This is a genomic window from Enterobacter sp. 01-M-03-SI-ECC (assembly GCF_047530215.1).
In the GTDB taxonomy this organism is placed as follows: Bacteria; Pseudomonadota; Gammaproteobacteria; order Enterobacterales; family Enterobacteriaceae; genus Enterobacter; species Enterobacter chengduensis.
The window spans coordinates 174,954-190,184 of record NZ_JBLKDA010000006.1 but is presented as its reverse complement, the minus strand read 5'-3'; the positions used below and the strand labels follow the sequence as shown (position 1 = coordinate 190,184).

At 53.9% G+C, this 15,231-nt stretch carries 17 protein-coding genes; 10 read left to right on the top strand and 7 right to left on the bottom strand.

Translation table 11 applies throughout. From position 1 onward, the window contains the following. Nucleotides 1-4: 4 nt before the first annotated feature. Genes ACMWKK_RS08540 through ACMWKK_RS08520 form a run of 5 tightly spaced genes read left to right on the top strand, consistent with a single transcriptional unit; the run spans nucleotide 5 to nucleotide 3,697 of the window. Nucleotides 5-229, top strand: coding sequence for a 2-hydroxymuconate tautomerase (locus tag ACMWKK_RS08540; protein WP_045328645.1), 225 nt, complete (start codon nucleotides 5-7; stop codon nucleotides 227-229). Nucleotides 230-232: 3 nt separating this feature from the next. Further along, complete coding sequence (locus ACMWKK_RS08535) at nucleotides 233-883, top strand: HAD family hydrolase (protein WP_112780010.1); 651 nt, start codon at nucleotides 233-235, stop codon at nucleotides 881-883. A 21-nt stretch (nucleotides 884-904) separates the two neighbouring features. After that, nucleotides 905-2,125 carry an MFS transporter gene (locus ACMWKK_RS08530; protein WP_112780011.1) on the top strand — a complete coding sequence of 407 codons (1,221 nt, stop codon included), beginning with the start codon at nucleotides 905-907 and terminating at the stop codon, nucleotides 2,123-2,125. Beyond that, nucleotides 2,112-2,525, top strand: coding sequence for a carboxymuconolactone decarboxylase family protein (locus ACMWKK_RS08525; protein WP_023333965.1), 414 nt, complete (start codon nucleotides 2,112-2,114; stop codon nucleotides 2,523-2,525). The genes ACMWKK_RS08530 and ACMWKK_RS08525 overlap by 14 nt, the downstream gene beginning before the upstream one ends. Then, nucleotides 2,522-3,697, top strand: coding sequence for an acetyl-CoA C-acetyltransferase (locus ACMWKK_RS08520; protein WP_112780012.1), 1,176 nt, complete (start codon nucleotides 2,522-2,524; stop codon nucleotides 3,695-3,697). Before ACMWKK_RS08525 ends, ACMWKK_RS08520 begins: the two co-directional genes overlap by 4 nt. A 67-nt stretch (nucleotides 3,698-3,764) precedes the next feature. Here the strand turns inward: ACMWKK_RS08520 and ACMWKK_RS08515 are convergent, their stop codons facing one another. After that, nucleotides 3,765-4,763 (bottom strand): aldo/keto reductase, encoded by a 999-nt coding sequence (locus tag ACMWKK_RS08515; protein WP_045328637.1) that lies wholly within the window; start codon nucleotides 4,761-4,763, stop codon nucleotides 3,765-3,767. A gap of 229 nt (nucleotides 4,764-4,992) precedes the next feature. Between ACMWKK_RS08515 and nepI the strand changes: the two genes are divergently transcribed. Continuing rightward, a complete protein-coding gene (gene nepI, locus ACMWKK_RS08510; protein WP_045328635.1) occupies nucleotides 4,993-6,183 on the top strand; it encodes a purine ribonucleoside efflux pump NepI in 1,191 nt (396 codons plus the stop codon). A gap of 48 nt (nucleotides 6,184-6,231) precedes the next feature. Here nepI and ACMWKK_RS08505 read toward each other — a convergent pair whose 3' ends face one another. Together ACMWKK_RS08505 and ACMWKK_RS08500 are read right to left on the bottom strand one after the other, a co-directional pair. Further along, nucleotides 6,232-7,137: an EamA family transporter gene (locus ACMWKK_RS08505; protein WP_112780013.1), complete on the bottom strand. Its 906-nt coding sequence runs from the start codon at nucleotides 7,135-7,137 to the stop codon at nucleotides 6,232-6,234. 142 nt (nucleotides 7,138-7,279) lie between these two features. Beyond that, nucleotides 7,280-7,576, bottom strand: coding sequence for a YicS family protein (locus ACMWKK_RS08500; RefSeq protein ID WP_045328632.1), 297 nt, complete (start codon nucleotides 7,574-7,576; stop codon nucleotides 7,280-7,282). A gap of 141 nt (nucleotides 7,577-7,717) precedes the next feature. Here ACMWKK_RS08500 and ACMWKK_RS08495 point away from each other — a divergent pair, with 141 nt between their 5' ends. Next, complete coding sequence (locus ACMWKK_RS08495; RefSeq protein WP_112780014.1) at nucleotides 7,718-8,137, top strand: GNAT family N-acetyltransferase; 420 nt, start codon at nucleotides 7,718-7,720, stop codon at nucleotides 8,135-8,137. Nucleotides 8,138-8,967: 830 nt separating this feature from the next. On the opposite strand, the gene ACMWKK_RS08490 is transcribed toward ACMWKK_RS08495, so the two are convergent. Next, complete coding sequence (locus tag ACMWKK_RS08490; protein ID WP_139156877.1) at nucleotides 8,968-9,441, bottom strand: hypothetical protein; 474 nt, start codon at nucleotides 9,439-9,441, stop codon at nucleotides 8,968-8,970. A gap of 357 nt (nucleotides 9,442-9,798) precedes the next feature. On the opposite strand from ACMWKK_RS08490, the gene nlpA reads away from it, so the two are divergent. The 3 genes from nlpA to ACMWKK_RS08475 all read left to right on the top strand — a co-directional run bounded on the left by nlpA (nucleotide 9,799) and on the right by ACMWKK_RS08475 (nucleotide 12,481). Next, nucleotides 9,799-10,599 (top strand): lipoprotein NlpA, encoded by an 801-nt coding sequence (gene nlpA / locus ACMWKK_RS08485; RefSeq protein ID WP_112780015.1) that lies wholly within the window; start codon nucleotides 9,799-9,801, stop codon nucleotides 10,597-10,599. Nucleotides 10,600-10,721: 122 nt separating this feature from the next. Then, nucleotides 10,722-11,501 (top strand): MBL fold metallo-hydrolase, encoded by a 780-nt coding sequence (locus ACMWKK_RS08480; RefSeq protein ID WP_045328628.1) that lies wholly within the window; start codon nucleotides 10,722-10,724, stop codon nucleotides 11,499-11,501. A 26-nt stretch (nucleotides 11,502-11,527) separates the two neighbouring features. Next, nucleotides 11,528-12,481 (top strand): GlxA family transcriptional regulator, encoded by a 954-nt coding sequence (locus ACMWKK_RS08475; RefSeq protein ID WP_112780016.1) that lies wholly within the window; start codon nucleotides 11,528-11,530, stop codon nucleotides 12,479-12,481. Nucleotides 12,482-12,509: 28 nt separating this feature from the next. On the opposite strand, the gene ACMWKK_RS08470 is transcribed toward ACMWKK_RS08475, so the two are convergent. The 3 genes from ACMWKK_RS08470 to uraH form a co-directional block, all read right to left on the bottom strand. Next, nucleotides 12,510-13,598 carry an AAA family ATPase gene (locus ACMWKK_RS08470; RefSeq protein WP_112780017.1) on the bottom strand — a complete coding sequence of 363 codons (1,089 nt, stop codon included), beginning with the start codon at nucleotides 13,596-13,598 and terminating at the stop codon, nucleotides 12,510-12,512. A gap of 145 nt (nucleotides 13,599-13,743) precedes the next feature. Then, nucleotides 13,744-14,703: a YbgA family protein gene (locus tag ACMWKK_RS08465; protein ID WP_112780018.1), complete on the bottom strand. Its 960-nt coding sequence runs from the start codon at nucleotides 14,701-14,703 to the stop codon at nucleotides 13,744-13,746. A 102-nt stretch (nucleotides 14,704-14,805) separates the two neighbouring features. Next, complete coding sequence (uraH, locus tag ACMWKK_RS08460) at nucleotides 14,806-15,216, bottom strand: hydroxyisourate hydrolase (RefSeq protein ID WP_112780019.1); 411 nt, start codon at nucleotides 15,214-15,216, stop codon at nucleotides 14,806-14,808. Nucleotides 15,217-15,231 lie beyond the last annotated feature (15 nt).

Here is a 15,231-nt window from a genome sequence, read left to right as displayed (position 1 = left end):
AAGTATGCCGTTTGTTCATGTGATGACCTGGCCGACGAAAGATGAAAATCAAATCATCAGTCTTCAGGAAGATATTACGTTTGCCGTACACAAAAATACAGGTGCACCGCTGGATAAAATCTCCGTGGTGGTTTCTGAAATTTCGCCTTCCCGCTGGGCGGATGCAGGTGTGTCTGGTACGGATAAAGATTTCCCGGTTAAGAGCCGAAGAAAAAACTACGAGGAATAGGTTTTGCGTAAACACGCCGCATTTTTTGACGTTGATGAGACGCTTATAAATATTAAAAGTATGTTTGATTTCTATGATTTCTGGTGCAGGGAAAATAATCAACACGATCGTCTTCAACGCTTTATGTCTCGCTTTCGCGCTGACGTAAAAAACGGTGTACCAAGGGAGACGCTGAACCGAGATTATTATCGCCAGTTTAAAGGTGTATCTTGTCGTTATCTGGACGAAATGGGCGAGGAATGGTTCAGGCGTAAGCTGGAAAACGAATTTTTTATTGAGAGTGCCGTTTCAGCACTTAAAGACCATCAGAGCCAGAACATGTACACCGTATTTATATCGGGCTCTATGCTTCCGATTCTGTCACCCATTGCGAAATACCTTGGGGTAACGGATGTATTCTGTGCACCGGTCATAATAAATGAAGCAGGTGAGTTAACGGGTGAAATCGGCCAGCCGCAAACAATTGGCGCGGGTAAAAAAGATGCGCTTATAACGTTTTGCCGGGATAAGGAGATTAACCCGGCGGATTGTTATGCCTACGGTGACGATGTTTCGGATATTCCAATGCTCGAAGCCATCGGGCATCCCGTCTGTGTGGGAGAGCATTCCGCGCTTACCCGATATGCAGCAGAAAAAAATTGGCACATTATTTAAACCATTATTGAGGTAAGTAGTATGACTTCAGAACTCTCCCCGCAAAATATGACGTTAAGGTCATGGCTTGCGTTATTCATTCTGGCTATTTCAACGTTTACTATTGTCACTACTGAACTGGCACCCGTCGGATTATTAACGCCAATCGCAGAGGGGCTACAGTCTTCAGAATCCGCGGTGGGCATGACCGTGTCGCTTTATGCCTGGGTGGGGGCGTTGAGTGCGTTGTTTGCCTCCGTTTTTTTAGGCAATGTTGCCAAGAAGCGGCTTTTACTCGTGCTCACCGTGGTGCTTCTGATCTCCAACATCATGGCCGCGACGGTAAACACCTACAGCATGCTGCTTAGCGCCCGAGTGTTGGGTGCGCTTGCTCACGGTGCATTCTGGGCGATGATCGGCGCAACGGCGGTTGCTATCGTTCCTGCCAGATATATTGGGGCGGCGACGTCAATCGTATTTGGTGGCGTCTCTGCAGCAAGCGTTTTTGGCGTACCGGTATCCAACTACATTGGTATTCACTTCGGCTGGCGGCAGGCATTTTGGCTGATGGCCGCGCTCAGCGTAATTGCCTTTGTGGGTATTAGCGTTCTTGTTCCCCAGATCACCAGCAAAAGTGCGCTAGGCCTGGATGCGCTTAAAGGCGTGCTGAAATCATCTACCTTGTGGAAAATTTACTCCGCTACCCTGCTGGCCGTTACGGCCCACTTTGCCGCCTTTACGTACATTGAACCCTGGCTACACACGCAGAGTTTACTGTCCACCGCGTTTATTCCCGCTGTGCTTTTTGTTTACGGCATCGCGGGTCTTGCCGGTAATTTTCTGACCGGCGTGTTGATTGATAAGTATCTCAAGCTGACGGTCTCTTTGTCTGTACTGCTGATCTGTGCAGTGCTGCTGTTCCTGGGCCTGTCAGGCGCTTCGCTCTCTGCTGCGCTGATATTTATCAGCATGATTGTCTGGGGCGTTGCCGTGTCCGGAATATTTGTCGGCTTCCAGACCTGGGTTTTACGTATGGCTGAGGATAAAGCTTTCCCGGCCTCCGCAATCTACGTTTCGTTTTTCAATACCGCGATTGGTATCGGCGCGTCGGTCGGTGCCTGGATGGTTTCAGCATTTTCAATGCCGCTCCTGTATATCGTCGCCGGCACGGCCATCGGCCTGTCCGTTCTGCTTGTCGCGGTTATTCCTGCAACGTTGACCGCAAAACAGTCCCCTCTGGAGAAATCTTATGAGTCAAATTAATGACCGCACGCGCTATGGCAGAGAGATTATGGACCGTCTTGAAGCGGGACTTGCGGATAAAGTCACCCGCCGCCTGAGCGAGCTGGACCCGGGGCTGCCCGCCCTGATTACCGACTATGCGTTCGGGGATGTGGTGGGGCGTCCGGGACTGGATCTCAAAACGCGCGAAATGCTGACCGTCGCCTCGCTTGTGACGCTGGGCAATGCCATGCCGCAGCTGGAACTGCATATGAGAGGCGCGCTCAACACAGGCGTGACGCCGGAAGAGCTGCTTGAAATCGTGATACAGATGGCGGTGTATGCTGGTGTTCCCGCCTGTATGAATGGTCTTACTGCATACCGGGCGGCAATGGCCGCGACGGGTCATACCTTGCCAGGACTGAAAGGGGGGGACGCATGAGAGAGGTTGTCATTATTGCAGCCCGCCGCACGGCGACGGGCGCATTTCAGGGCGCACTTGCTGAGCATTCCGCTTCTGATTTGGGAAGCCGGGTCATTCAGGCGCTCCTGAAAGAATCTGGCGTAGAGGCCGGTGATATCTCTCAGGTCATTATGGGGCAGGTACTTACTGCGGGTTGCGGTCAAAATCCGGCCCGGCAGTCGGCCCTGAGTGCCGGATTATCGGTAGAAACGCAATGTCTGACAATCAATAAAGTGTGTGGTTCGGGGCTAAAGGCGGTCCATCTGGGCATGCAGGCGCTTCAGACGGGTGAGGCTGAATTTGTTATCGCCGGAGGTCAGGAGAGTATGTCCAACGCGCCGCATATCGCCATGACGTCACGTAGCGGAACACGGCTGGGTGATATCACTCTCAAAGATAGCCTGGTTTCTGACGGGCTCTGGGATGCCTTCAACGATTATCATATGGGTATCACCGCTGAGAATGTCGCGACGGAATTTGGTATCAGCCGCGAAATGCAGGATGAGTATGCCCTTATCTCTCACCACAATGCGCTTGAAGCGCAGGCGCGCGGCATTTTTGAGCGCGAAATTGTTCCGGTTGAGTGGCTGACGCGAAAAGGCGAAACGATTAGCGTGGAAAGGGATGAAGGGCCGCGTGCAACCAGTATTGAAAAATTGACGAAGCTGAGGCCTGTCTTCCGAAAAGAGGGAACGGTGACGGCGGGAAATGCGTCATCGCTGAATGACGGTGCCGCTGCGGTACTGCTTTGTACGCGTGATACCGCCGAAGCGCGTGGCTTGCCGGTTCTGGCTTCGCTGGGCGTTTTTACCAATTCCGGTATCCAGCCGGCATTAATGGGCGCAGCCCCGATTCATGCCATTGCCGACTGTCTTTCCCGCTCGGGATGGAAGCCTGAGGATATCGATCACCTTGAATCCAACGAAGCGTTTGCCGCCCAGGCGCTGGCGGTGATTCAGCAGGCTGGGATTTCCCCGGATCGTATCAATCCTTACGGCGGGGCCATCGCGCTTGGGCATGCGATAGGCGCATCTGGCTGCCGGATTTTGGTGACGCTGGTTCATTCCCTGGTCCGTAACGACGGCAAGCGTGGCGTCGCCGCACTGTGCGTAGGCGGTGGGGAAGGTGTCGCGTTGAGCGTTTATCGCTAACGGCACGGCGTATATGTAGAAATAAAAAAACCGGGTTTACCCGGTTTTTTTATTTCATGATGAGGTATCAGGCGTTCACACCCTTCATTCCCTCTGCAGAATAGCGTTCCCCTTTAATTTCTATCTTCCGATGAATATTGTTCAGCGATTCAACATCGCTTTTTTCCAGAACAACGTCAGCCGCATGGGCATTCTCAGCCAGGTAACGGGTGTGCTTAGTGCCCGGAATGGGGACCAGCTTATCGTATTGCGCCAGCAGCCAGGCCAGGGCAATTTGCCCTGTAGTGCAGTCGTATTTCTGCGCAAGCGGGGCAATGGCATCAAGAAGCTGGCGATTATGATCAAGACTGGACTGAATAAAACGCGCATTATTCTTGCGGAAATCACCGTCTGCAAAATCGTTGTTGCTGAGGTATTTTCCTGTCAGGAAGCCCCTGCCCAGAGGAGAGTAAGGGACCAGACCGATACCCAACGCTTTCACAACCGGCAGAACGGTATCCTCAATATCACGCGTCCACAGCGAATATTCGGTTTGCAGCGCAGTGACCGGATGTACCGCATGGGCTCGCTGTAGCGTGGCAGCCGACACTTCACAAAGGCCAACGTGATTAATTTTGCCTTCCTTAACGAGCGCGCTCAGGCACTCCATGCTCTCTTCAACGGGCGTTTCGTTGCTGACTCTGTGCAGGTAAAAGAGATCGATGCGTTCAACGCCAAGCCGCTTGAGGGATTCGTTACAGCAACGGGTAATATAATCGGGTGTGTTATTGATTGTGCGGGCATAGGACTCGTCAGGCGAGCGGTCAATACCGCATTTCGTGGCAATTTTAAACTGCTCGCGAGTGCTTTTATCCAGCCCGGCAAGAAAGTGGCCGATCAGCCGTTCGTTGTGACCACGACCGTAGAGGTTCGCGGTATCAATAAACGTTACGTTCAGATCAATGAGCTTGTGCAACACTTCCAGGGACGCATTGTCATTTGTTTGCCCGTAAAACTCGCTCAGCCCCATGGCACCATAGCCAATAGAACTTACGGTAAGATGTTGAGATAAAGTACGTGTTTTCATCGTTCCTCCTTTTCAGACGCTATGATTGTTTCACCTCAAATGTGGATACTGAATTTTCATTTTCGTTATGCTGAAAAGGTATCAATGCAGGCAGGCCGCTATTCCTGCGGGCCGTAAATACCCCTCTCCGCCATAAAACGCCACAAAAGTTGTCTAAACGTTAAATCCGTCACACTTTTGATGATAAACTGCGCGACTTTTCCGCACGTTTTTATCTTCAGGTGATGCCATGACAGAACATATCCAGCCCTCGACCAGACCACAGACCAGCGAGGTTTCTCGCCCCAACTGGTCGGCGGTTTTTGCCGTGGCGTTCTGCGTTGCTTGCCTGATCACCGTTGAGTTTCTGCCGGTGAGCCTGCTGACGCCGATGGCGCAGGATCTCGGTATTTCCGAAGGCGTGGCGGGGCAGTCCGTTACCGTGACCGCGTTTGTCGCAATGTTCGCCAGCCTGTTTATCACCCAGGTGATTGGCACTATCGACCGCCGTAAAGTGGTCATTCTGTTCAGCGTGCTGCTGACGCTCTCCTGCCTGCTGGTCTCCTTCGCGGAAAGCTTTACCCTGCTGCTGCTGGGGCGCGCCTGTCTGGGGCTGGGGCTCGGCGGCTTCTGGGCGATGTCCGCCTCGCTGACCATGCGCCTGGTGCCCGCGCGTACGGTGCCGAAAGCGCTGTCAGTTATCTTCGGCGCGGTCTCTATCGCGCTGGTGATTGCCGCGCCGCTGGGCAGCTTCCTCGGGGGGATTATCGGCTGGCGTAACGTCTTTAACGCGGCGGCGGTGATGGGCCTGCTCTGCATCATGTGGGTGTGGAAAGCGCTGCCGTCGCTCCCGGGCGAAGCGGCACACCACAAACAGAACATGTTCGCGTTGCTGAAGCGTCCCGGCGTGCTGGCGGGGATGACCGCTATCTTCATGTCCTTTGCCGGGCAGTTTGCCTTCTTTACCTACATCCGCCCGGTCTTTATGACCATGGCGGGATTTGACGTGGATGGCCTGACGCTGGTGCTCCTGAGCTTCGGCATTGCCAGCTTTGTCGGCACCTCGCTGTCGTCGCAGTTCCTCAAGCGCTCCCTGAAGGTGGCGCTGGCGGGGGCGCCGCTGGTGCTGGCGGCAAGCGCTACGGTACTGGTGCTGTGGGGCAGCGACAAGTGGGTTGCGTCAGCGATTGCGATTGTCTGGGGCTTTGCCTTTGCGCTGGTGCCGGTGGGCTGGTCGACGTGGATCACCCGCTCGCTCGCCGATCAGGCGGAAAAAGCCGGGTCGATTCAGGTGGCGGTGATCCAGCTGGCGAACACCTGTGGCGCGGCCATTGGCGGCGTGGCGCTCGACCACCTTGGACTGACGTCACCGCTGGTGATTTCCGGTACGCTGATGCTGCTGACGGCGCTGCTGGTGGCGGGGAAGGTAAAGGCGAAGTAATGCTTTTCTCCCTCTCCCGTGGGAGAGGGCTGGGGTGAGGGCATCAGGCTAGGCCGGGGCTTTCACCCGTCTTCTTGAATCCATCGAAATCAACACCACCGACGACACAATCAGCAGCGTTCCCAGCCAGTCCGGCACGGTGAACGCCACGCCCAGCAAAACCACCGACAGTAATGCGCTGCTCAGCGGCTCGGCGCAGCTCAAAATGCTCGCCTTCGGCCCGCCGATCATCTGCGCGCCTTTAAGGTACAGGCTGAACGTCAGCGCGGTACCGATCACCACCAGGTAGAAAAACGCCAGCAGCAGGCCGCCGTCAATCACGAAAGTGGTTCCGCGCCCGGCGTAGAACGGCGTCAGCATCAGTCCGGCAATCAACATGCTCCAGCCGACAATCGGCAGCGTGCCGTAGCGGGCGATCAATGTTGACGGGTAGGTGGTGTAAAATGCGGCGGCAAACGCCGAGGCGATGCCGAAGAACAGCGCGGCAGGCGAAATGGAGAGCGAGGTTGGATCGCCGTGGGTGACCAGCAGGAAAGTGCCAATCAGAGACGTCAAAATGGCCGACAGCACAAACACGCCGGGGCGCTTTTTTCGCGCCAGGGCAAACCACGCTACAATGATGGTCGGCGACAGGAACTGCAGCACGGTAGCGGTCGCCGCGTTGGATTTTTCAATCGTCAGCAGGAAGGTGAGCTGCACGGTGAGCGCGCCGACCAGCGAGAAAAACAGCAGGCTGAGGGCGTCTTTGCGATGTTTGATGACAGAGAAAATCTTGTCGCCGTGAACGAAGGAAAGCGTCAGCAGGATCACGCCGGTAAACAGCAGGCGAACCATGGTCAGGTAAGGTGAAGAGATGTGGCTTTTCTCCATGATGTACTGCGCACAAACTCCTGAACTGCCCCATAAAACGGCGGCGATCAGGACGTTCAGCATCCCTTTACGTGTGGAACCCATGTTCTCCCCTGCTATGCGTTGTCGTTAATCCGGTCAACAGCATAGCATGGTTGTCAGCGGCCTGATGCCCTCACCCTGGCCCACTCAAAACCGTAGGCCGGGTAAGCGCAGCGCCACCCGGCGAGAAGCCTGCGCCTAACCCTTAATAATCTTCCATACAATCCACCTGACCAACCGCCGCCCAGTAGGCATCGAGGTTGTCGCGCTTGACGGCGGTAACGGCATTTTTGATCAGCAGCTGATTGGCCTCGGATGACAAAATCATCTCCTGCCAGGCTTTATCGCTCTGCTTTTTCTGCGGCGTACAGGTTTTCTTAATATCTTTAAGGACCTGCTGCTTTATCTGCGCCTCTTTCGCCGGATCCTCTTTTTCCTGGGCATGGACAAACGCGGCGAAGAGCAGACAAACCAGCAGGCAGACCAGGTGCGCAGCTTTCATCAATAACCCCCTTAAGACGTCACAGGCTTCTCATGAAATGTATCGTTACATTCAGTGTAGCGACGCCAGTCGAAAGTATGAATTTTCTCCACGCCTCGTGTGTGAGATAGTGAAACGGCATCGAAAACAAGGAGAAAAAATATGCACTTGAGCATCACTGACGCCGTCACGCCGCAGGAAAAAGAAGAGTTACTGGTTGGCCTGAGATCCTATAACGGACAGTTCCTCGATCTGACGAACTTTAGCGGCGACATCGGCGTTTACGTACGAGACGAAAAGGGCGTGATGTTGGGAGGGTTGATCGGCGTGCGTAAAGGCGACTGGCTGAATATTGATTTTCTGTGGGTCAGCGAGACCGTGCGCGGATCCGGCGTCGGCAGCCAGCTTATCAAAACGGCGGAAAATGAAGCCAGACGCAAAGGCTGCAAGCATGCGCTGGTGGATACCGCCAGCTTCCAGGCGCGCCCGTTCTATGAAAAACAGGGTTACCAGCTGCAGATGTCTTTGCAGGATTATCCGTATCCGGGCATGCAGCGACATTACCTGGCGAAGCCCCTTTAATGCCGCTGTGGTGATTATGGATTCAGCTATTTATTGCGAGTCGCTTTCCTAATTTGAAGCGTATTGCTTGTCTTTTTTTCAGGCTCTGGCGCATGCTTTGATCTGTTCAAATAAAGAATAGATAGTGCTATGGAACGAACAGCAAAACTATTCAAAAAGGGGCGGAATCAAGCCGTAATTTTGCTTGCTGAGTTCGCATTTTATAAGGAAAGCGTTTATATCCGGTGTGATGAGGAGAGTAATGTCGTTTTGACGAGAAGAATTGTTCAGGCTAAGAGCTGGAATAATTTTCTCCATATGCTGGTAGATACGGACCTACCAGATACGTTTTGAGCAAGAAGCAATACAATTAGAGAGTTACGACAAGAGGTTCTCTGGATGGAGCATGCTCATGAGACACATGCTAGATATGAATATTGTGAGTCGCTTGTTTAAAAGACACCCGAAGGCTGTGAGCAGGATGACGTGTATGGTTACAGGAAAAATTTATATCTAAAGCATTACCGATGCGGAATTGCCGTATAGTGCTGACAGGAAGAAAAGCAGTAAACTGAAAGGTGTTCTTCAATACCATTACGGTTTGTGACTGGAACAATGACGCCGCCACAACATACGGTGAACTCCGTGCTGTAATAGAAAAGAGTGGAAAAATCATAAACGATCTGGATCAGCGGATTGCTACACATGTGATCAGTCGTCGGATGACGATTGTGACTAACGATCGTTCATTCAGACTGGTGCAGTAGCTTGCTCTTAAAGAATTTTACCAACAAGTTAAATAGAAGCGACCTTTTTAACAAACAGGTCGCTTAAAAATTGAACATTTTAATTTAAGCTTCTGCTTTATCTTCTATAATAACTTCTCCAAGCTCAAATATTATTTCAGCGGGTGATACTCTCATTGTTTTCTCAACCGCAATTGCACGTGCCTTTTTAATTTTAATGTCATTACCAAGAAGTGGTATACCTTCACACCAAGTCAATCTAAGTTGCCCTCGCTTTGAATTATTTGATGGTGTTGTAATGCTATAACCTTGCTCTCCATTGGGTACGACTTTTAAGCGCCAGAAAACACCATTGTCAGTAAAAGCTATGTCAACGCGATCTCCTTTTTTGAATCGCGCCTTGGACATCACATCCTCGGGTATGTTTATTGTCATATAACGTATATGTTGATTATTAGTGCTACGGCATATCTGTGATATGTTTAAATTATTGCTGAAAGGTAATCTCCCTGCTTTCCGACCTCTTTTTTTTACTATTTCACTTATAGATGTAAATTGATGTATTTCTTGGTCTTTCATTTCTATTTCCCTAAGCCAATTCAATTGTAACATGGATGTTTTCGTATTGAACTATGAGTTTGGGATCTTAAAGGTTATTGATTCACAAAAAATTGAGATATGTCAACTTGATTTCTATGTCTGAATGTTTTAATTATTGTTGATATTGATTTATAAAAGTCATGAATAAGTTGTGCTGGTTTTTTTATCCTCGTGATTGTATTTGGGCTTTTCTTATAATCTGCAAAATGTATTATATGTTTCTTGTGTTTTTTATTTTTATATAACCTTTCGTTCTTATTGATTCTTTTTCGGTTTTTATTCCACCGCCTCGTTGTCGATATATTCACTACAACATTTAGCAAAAGGAACTGTCTTGTGAAACGTCGATTGGGTGCTTTGGTACTGGCTGGCCTGCTGCTGGCAGGGTGCGATCAACACGGCAGCGATGCCAAACACATTAAAGTCGGCGTCATCAACGGCGCCGAGCAGGACGTGGCGGAAGTCGCCAAAAAGGTGGCGAAAGAGAAATATGGCCTGGACGTTGAGCTGGTGGGCTTCAGCGGCTCGCTGTTGCCTAACGATGCCACCAACCAGGGAGAGCTGGATGCTAACGTCTTCCAGCACCGCCCGTTCCTCGCTGAGGATAATAAGGCGCATGGCTACAAGCTGGTTGCCGTGGCGAACACCTTCGTGTTCCCGATGGCGGGCTATTCCCGCAAAATCAAATCCGTCTCGGATCTGAAGGACGGCGCGACCATCGCGATTCCAAACGACCCGACCAACCTTGGCCGCGCGCTGTTGCTGCTGCAAAAGGAGAAGCTCATCGCCCTGAAGCCTGACACCGGGCTGTTGCCGACGGTGCTGGACATTACCGCCAACCCGAAAAAGCTGAAAATTATGGAGCTGGAAGGAGCGCAGCTGCCGCGCGTGCTGGACGACCCGAAAGTGGATGTTGCTATCATCAGCACCACCTATATCCAGCAAACCGGGCTGTCGCCGGTGCATGACGGCGTCTTTATTGAAGACAAAAATTCGCCGTACGTGAACATCGTGGTGACGCGCGAAGACAACAAAGACGCGGAGAACGTGAAGGAATTTATCCAGTCGTATCAGTCGCCGGAAGTGGCGAAAGCGGCGGAGACGATCTTTAACGGCGGGGCGGTTCCGGGCTGGTAAACGATCTTCCCGAAAAAACCGGTTTTAAATTGGCCCGATTCCATCGGTAATCGCCCTTAAACCCACAGCGGGGCCCGTGGCGGCGGGCTATCCTCCTTATCACACCCACCGGAGGATAGCCCATGAACATTACCCACATTCGCAACGCCACCCAGCTGATTACCTTCGCCGGCAAACGTCTTTTAATCGACCCGATGCTGGCGCCAAAGGGCGCTTATCCGGGCTTCCCCGGCACGGCGCATGCCGAACGCCGCAACCCGACGGTCGAACTCCCCGTTGACGTCAACACGCTGCTGGACGCCGACGCGGTGATTGTCACCCATACTCATGACGATCACTGGGATCGCGCAGCGGTAGAGCTGATCGCCAAAGACAAACCGATCTACGTGCAAAACGATCGTGACGCCGCGCTGCTGCGCAGCCAGGGGTTTAGCAACCTGACGGTCATGACCGATGCGACCACCTTCGGCGATATTCAGATTACAAAAACCCACGGCGGCCAGCACGGTACCGATCGCGCTTACGCCGTGCCCGAACTGGCGGAGCGGCTGGGCGAAGCCTGCGGCGTGGTGCTGCGCCATCCCGATGAGAAGACGCTCTATCTTGCAGGAGATACGATCTGGCGCGATGAGGTGGCGGCCGATCTGCAAAAACATCAGCCGGATGTGGTGGTGCTGAACGCGGGCTATGCCCACGTCATTGGTTTTGGGCCTATCATTATGGGCCAGGAGGATGTGCTTAACGTCCATTTCCTGCTGCCGCAGGCCAACATTGTGGCGAGCCATATGGAGGCGATTAACCACTGCCTGCTGACCCGCAGCGCGCTGCGTGAGTACGTCGAAGCCAACCAGGTAAGTGATGCGGTGAGTATTCCCGAGGACGGTGAAACCGTTATATTCTGAGTGTGTTAAAGGGAAAGGAGGGACCGATGTCGCTAATCAACGTCGCGATTGTCGCGGTAGACGGGTTCAGCCCGTTTCACTACTCCGTTCCCTGCATTCTGTTTGGCGAATCGGTCTCCGGCGAAAAGCGCTTTAACGTGACGATCTGCGCCGAAACGCCGGGTTTTCTCACTTCAAAAGACGGATTTTCCCTCAACGCCACGCAGGATTATTCTGCTCTCGGGCAGGCCGATATCGTTGTCGTGCCTTACTGGCAGCACGTCCTTGAACGGCCGCCCCAGACGCTGCTCGACAGCCTGGTGCAGGCAAGAGACAGCGGCGCGGAAATTGTCGGGCTGTGTCTGGGGTCATTTGTGCTGGCCTATGCGGGGATCCTCGACGGTAAACGAGCGGCTACCCACTGGGAGTTCGAACGCCAGTTTCAGTCGCTCTTTCCTAACGTTCAGCTGGATATTAATGCCCTTTACGTGGATGACGGCAATATCATCACCTCCGCCGGAACCGCCGCCGCGCTGGACTGCTGCCTGTATATTATTCGCCAGCGCTTTGGCAGCGTGGTTGCCAACCAGATTGCCCGCCGGATGATTGTACCGCCCCACCGCGAGGGCGGTCAGGCGCAGTTCATCGCCCAGCCGGTACCCAAAGATACCCGCGACGGACGCATTAACTGCCTGATCGACTACCTGCAGCAGCACATCACCGAACCGCATAGCCTGGACTCGCTTGCGGAGGTGGTTTCGATGAGCCGCCGCACGCTGACCCGTCATTTTATTAAAGCCACGGGGATGAGCGTCGCTGACTGGCTTACCGCCGAACGCCTGCGGCGTAGCCAGATCCTGCTTGAAGCCGGAAATATGCCCGTTGAAAGCGTGGCCGAGATGGTGGGGTTTAATTCCGCCGTCACCTGGCGACAGCAGTTTAAGGCGCGTTTTGGGGTCAGCCCGGCGGAGTGGCGTAAGACGTTTCGGACTCGTTTGTAGGCCGGGTAAGCGCAGCGCCACCCGGCGTTTACCCCAGCTTCTCCACCCGCGTCTCCCCCTCCGCCATCGACAGCTGATACAGCGAAAACGACCGCTGCTTCTCAATCAACTTCGCCAGCTCCGGCGAGTGGCTGGTGAGCCAGATCTGCGAGTAGCGGCTGGCCTCGGCGATTAAGCTCGCCAGCGCGGGCAGCATCTGCGGGTGCAGGCTGTTTTCCGGCTCGTTCAACGCGATAAACGCCGGAGGGCGCGGGCTGAGCAAGGCCACCGCCAGGCACAGAAAGCGCAGGGTGCCGTCAGAGAACTCCGCCGGTTCCAGCGGCCTGCTGAGCCCCTCGCGCTGCATCATCATCCGGAAGCGTCCGCCGGTGTTGTCGCTGTAAAACACGCAGCCGGGGAACGCCTGGTCAAGGATGCGCATCAGCAGCAGCTCGTCGCCAATCTCCACGATGGTCTGAAACGCGGCCGCCAGGTTGGCACCGTCGCTGGCCAGCACCGGAGAGCGGAAGCCGACCTGCGGGGCGCGCATCGCCGAGCCGATTGATACAGAAAACTCATGGTAAAAGCGCCAGTTACGCAGGGACTCGCGCATCTGCGACACTTCCGGGTAAAGATGCGGTTCGCCGAGCTGTCCGAAGACCGATTCGTTCTCGTACAGCGTGCCGCTGTGGGTCACCTTCTCGTGATGCACGTTATTCAGAAACACGGCCTGATTCTTACGCTTCATCAGCTGTGACGATGGGCGTCGATGCTGGCCGCTCAGCCAGATGGACTCCTCTTTAATCACCGGGTCGAGCTGAAACTGCGAGGGATAAGGCAGCCTCTCCACAAACCCGACCTGCAGCTCGTATTCGTAGGCCTCTGTTTCCACTGCCAGATTCATCCGCCGCAGCTGGTCGCTGCGGGTTTTGCCTGCCCAGAACACCTTCAGAATGCCGCCTTCGTTCGCCAGCGCCTGGGAAAACTGTCCCTGCGCGGCGCTGTGCATCAGGTGGATCGCCTTGTAGATATTCGATTTCCCGGTGCCGTTTGGCCCGAAGACGATGTTGAGCTGCTCCAGCTCCAGCGACATCTCGCGGATCGAGCGGTAGTTTTGGATGTGCAGGGTATTGATCACGGACAGGCCCCTTTTTGCAGAATAAGCCTGTATATAATCACAGTCTTTGAGGTGAAATGCAAAAAAGAGACGACAGTGAGGATGTCGTCTAAACTGGGTACTGCTTTGGGCCTCTAAGGGTCAATGGGCCTTCGCATTTTTATGATCACTTGACTGCCAGACGCAGACCCAAATCATCAGGATAGGGATCAAAGTAGTTTTGCGTCATCAGATACCGGTCGGGGTATTCGGCCAGATAGTGTTTCAGCAGCGTGATCGGAGCAAGGATAGGCAACTGCCCGTTGCGGTAGTGCAGGATCACGTCGCGCAGCTCGCCGCGCTGGCGGGTGTTAAGCTGGTTACGGAAGTACCCCTGAATATGCATCAGCACGTTGGTGTGGTTTTTCCGCGAAGCCGGTTTTTTCAGGATGGTCATCAGCTTTTCCCTGTACGCTACGAAGAAGGCATCCAGGTCTTCCCACTCGTGCAGCGAGGCAACGAACGGGCCGATTTCGCGGTAGCCCGCCTGATGGTGCGCCAGCAGCTGAAGCTTGTAGCGGCTGTGAAAGTCCAGCAGCGCGCGGCGGGTCAGGCCGTTGGCGCGAATCGTGTTCAGCTCATGCAGCGCAAAAACGCGCTCGACGAAGTTTTCCCGCAGCACCGGGTCGTGCAGGCGTCCATCCTCCTCCACGGGCAGCCACGGCCAGGTTTCAAGAAGGGCGGCGGTGAACAGCCCGACCCCCTCCTTGCGGCCCCGGTTGCCGTTTTCATCATACAGCCGCACGCGCTCCATGCCGCAGCTTGGGGATTTTGCGCAGACGATAAAACCGGCGAGATCGCCGATTTTCGGCAAAAAATCTGCCGTAAAGTCCGCCATTTTCTGCGTAACGTCTTCGTGAGGCGCGTGGCTGAAGCGCATCTGCGTTTCACCGCGGTCAGTCACGATCAGACGCAGCGCCGGGCGAGGCGTCGGCAGGCCAATGGCCATTTCCGGGCAGACGGGGCGGAAATTCACCCACTGGGCCAGCTCATCCATGACGAAGCCCATACGCTTGTGTCCGCCGTCAAAGCGTACGGCGGATCCGGTCAAACATCCGCTAATACCGAGCACAGGTTTCGTTGTCATGGTGTGGTCCTCCCGTTCATATACTTAAAACTTACACAACATGACTAATTTGTCCAAGTATTCGCGGAACTATTTTTTTTATTCCTTTAAAATCAATGCGTCTTAACTGCCCTTGTAGGTCGAATAACCGTACTGGCTCAGCAGAAGGGGGATGTGCAGCTTTTCGTTGGTGCGGGTCACGGTAAACAGCACCGGGATCTCCGGGAAGAAGGTCTCCAGCTTTTTGCCGTGGAAGTACTCTGCGGTTTTGAAGGTCACTTTATAGACGCCGGGCTGCATGTCCTGATCCTGCGGATAGAGCGACTTGATGCGTCCGTCGTGGTCGGTTTTGCCGCTGGCAACCGGGGTCCAGGTGTCCTGCTGCTGCTTCTCCAGCGTAACGGTCACGTCGGATGGCGGCATCCCGGTTTGCTGGTCGAGAATGTGGACGCTTAGCGTGCCGACAGGGGCGCTAAAGGCGGCAGGGGTAAAGGCCATTGAGGCCAGGATCAGCAGAGGGGCAGTTTTTTTCATGGTGTTTTCCTGTGG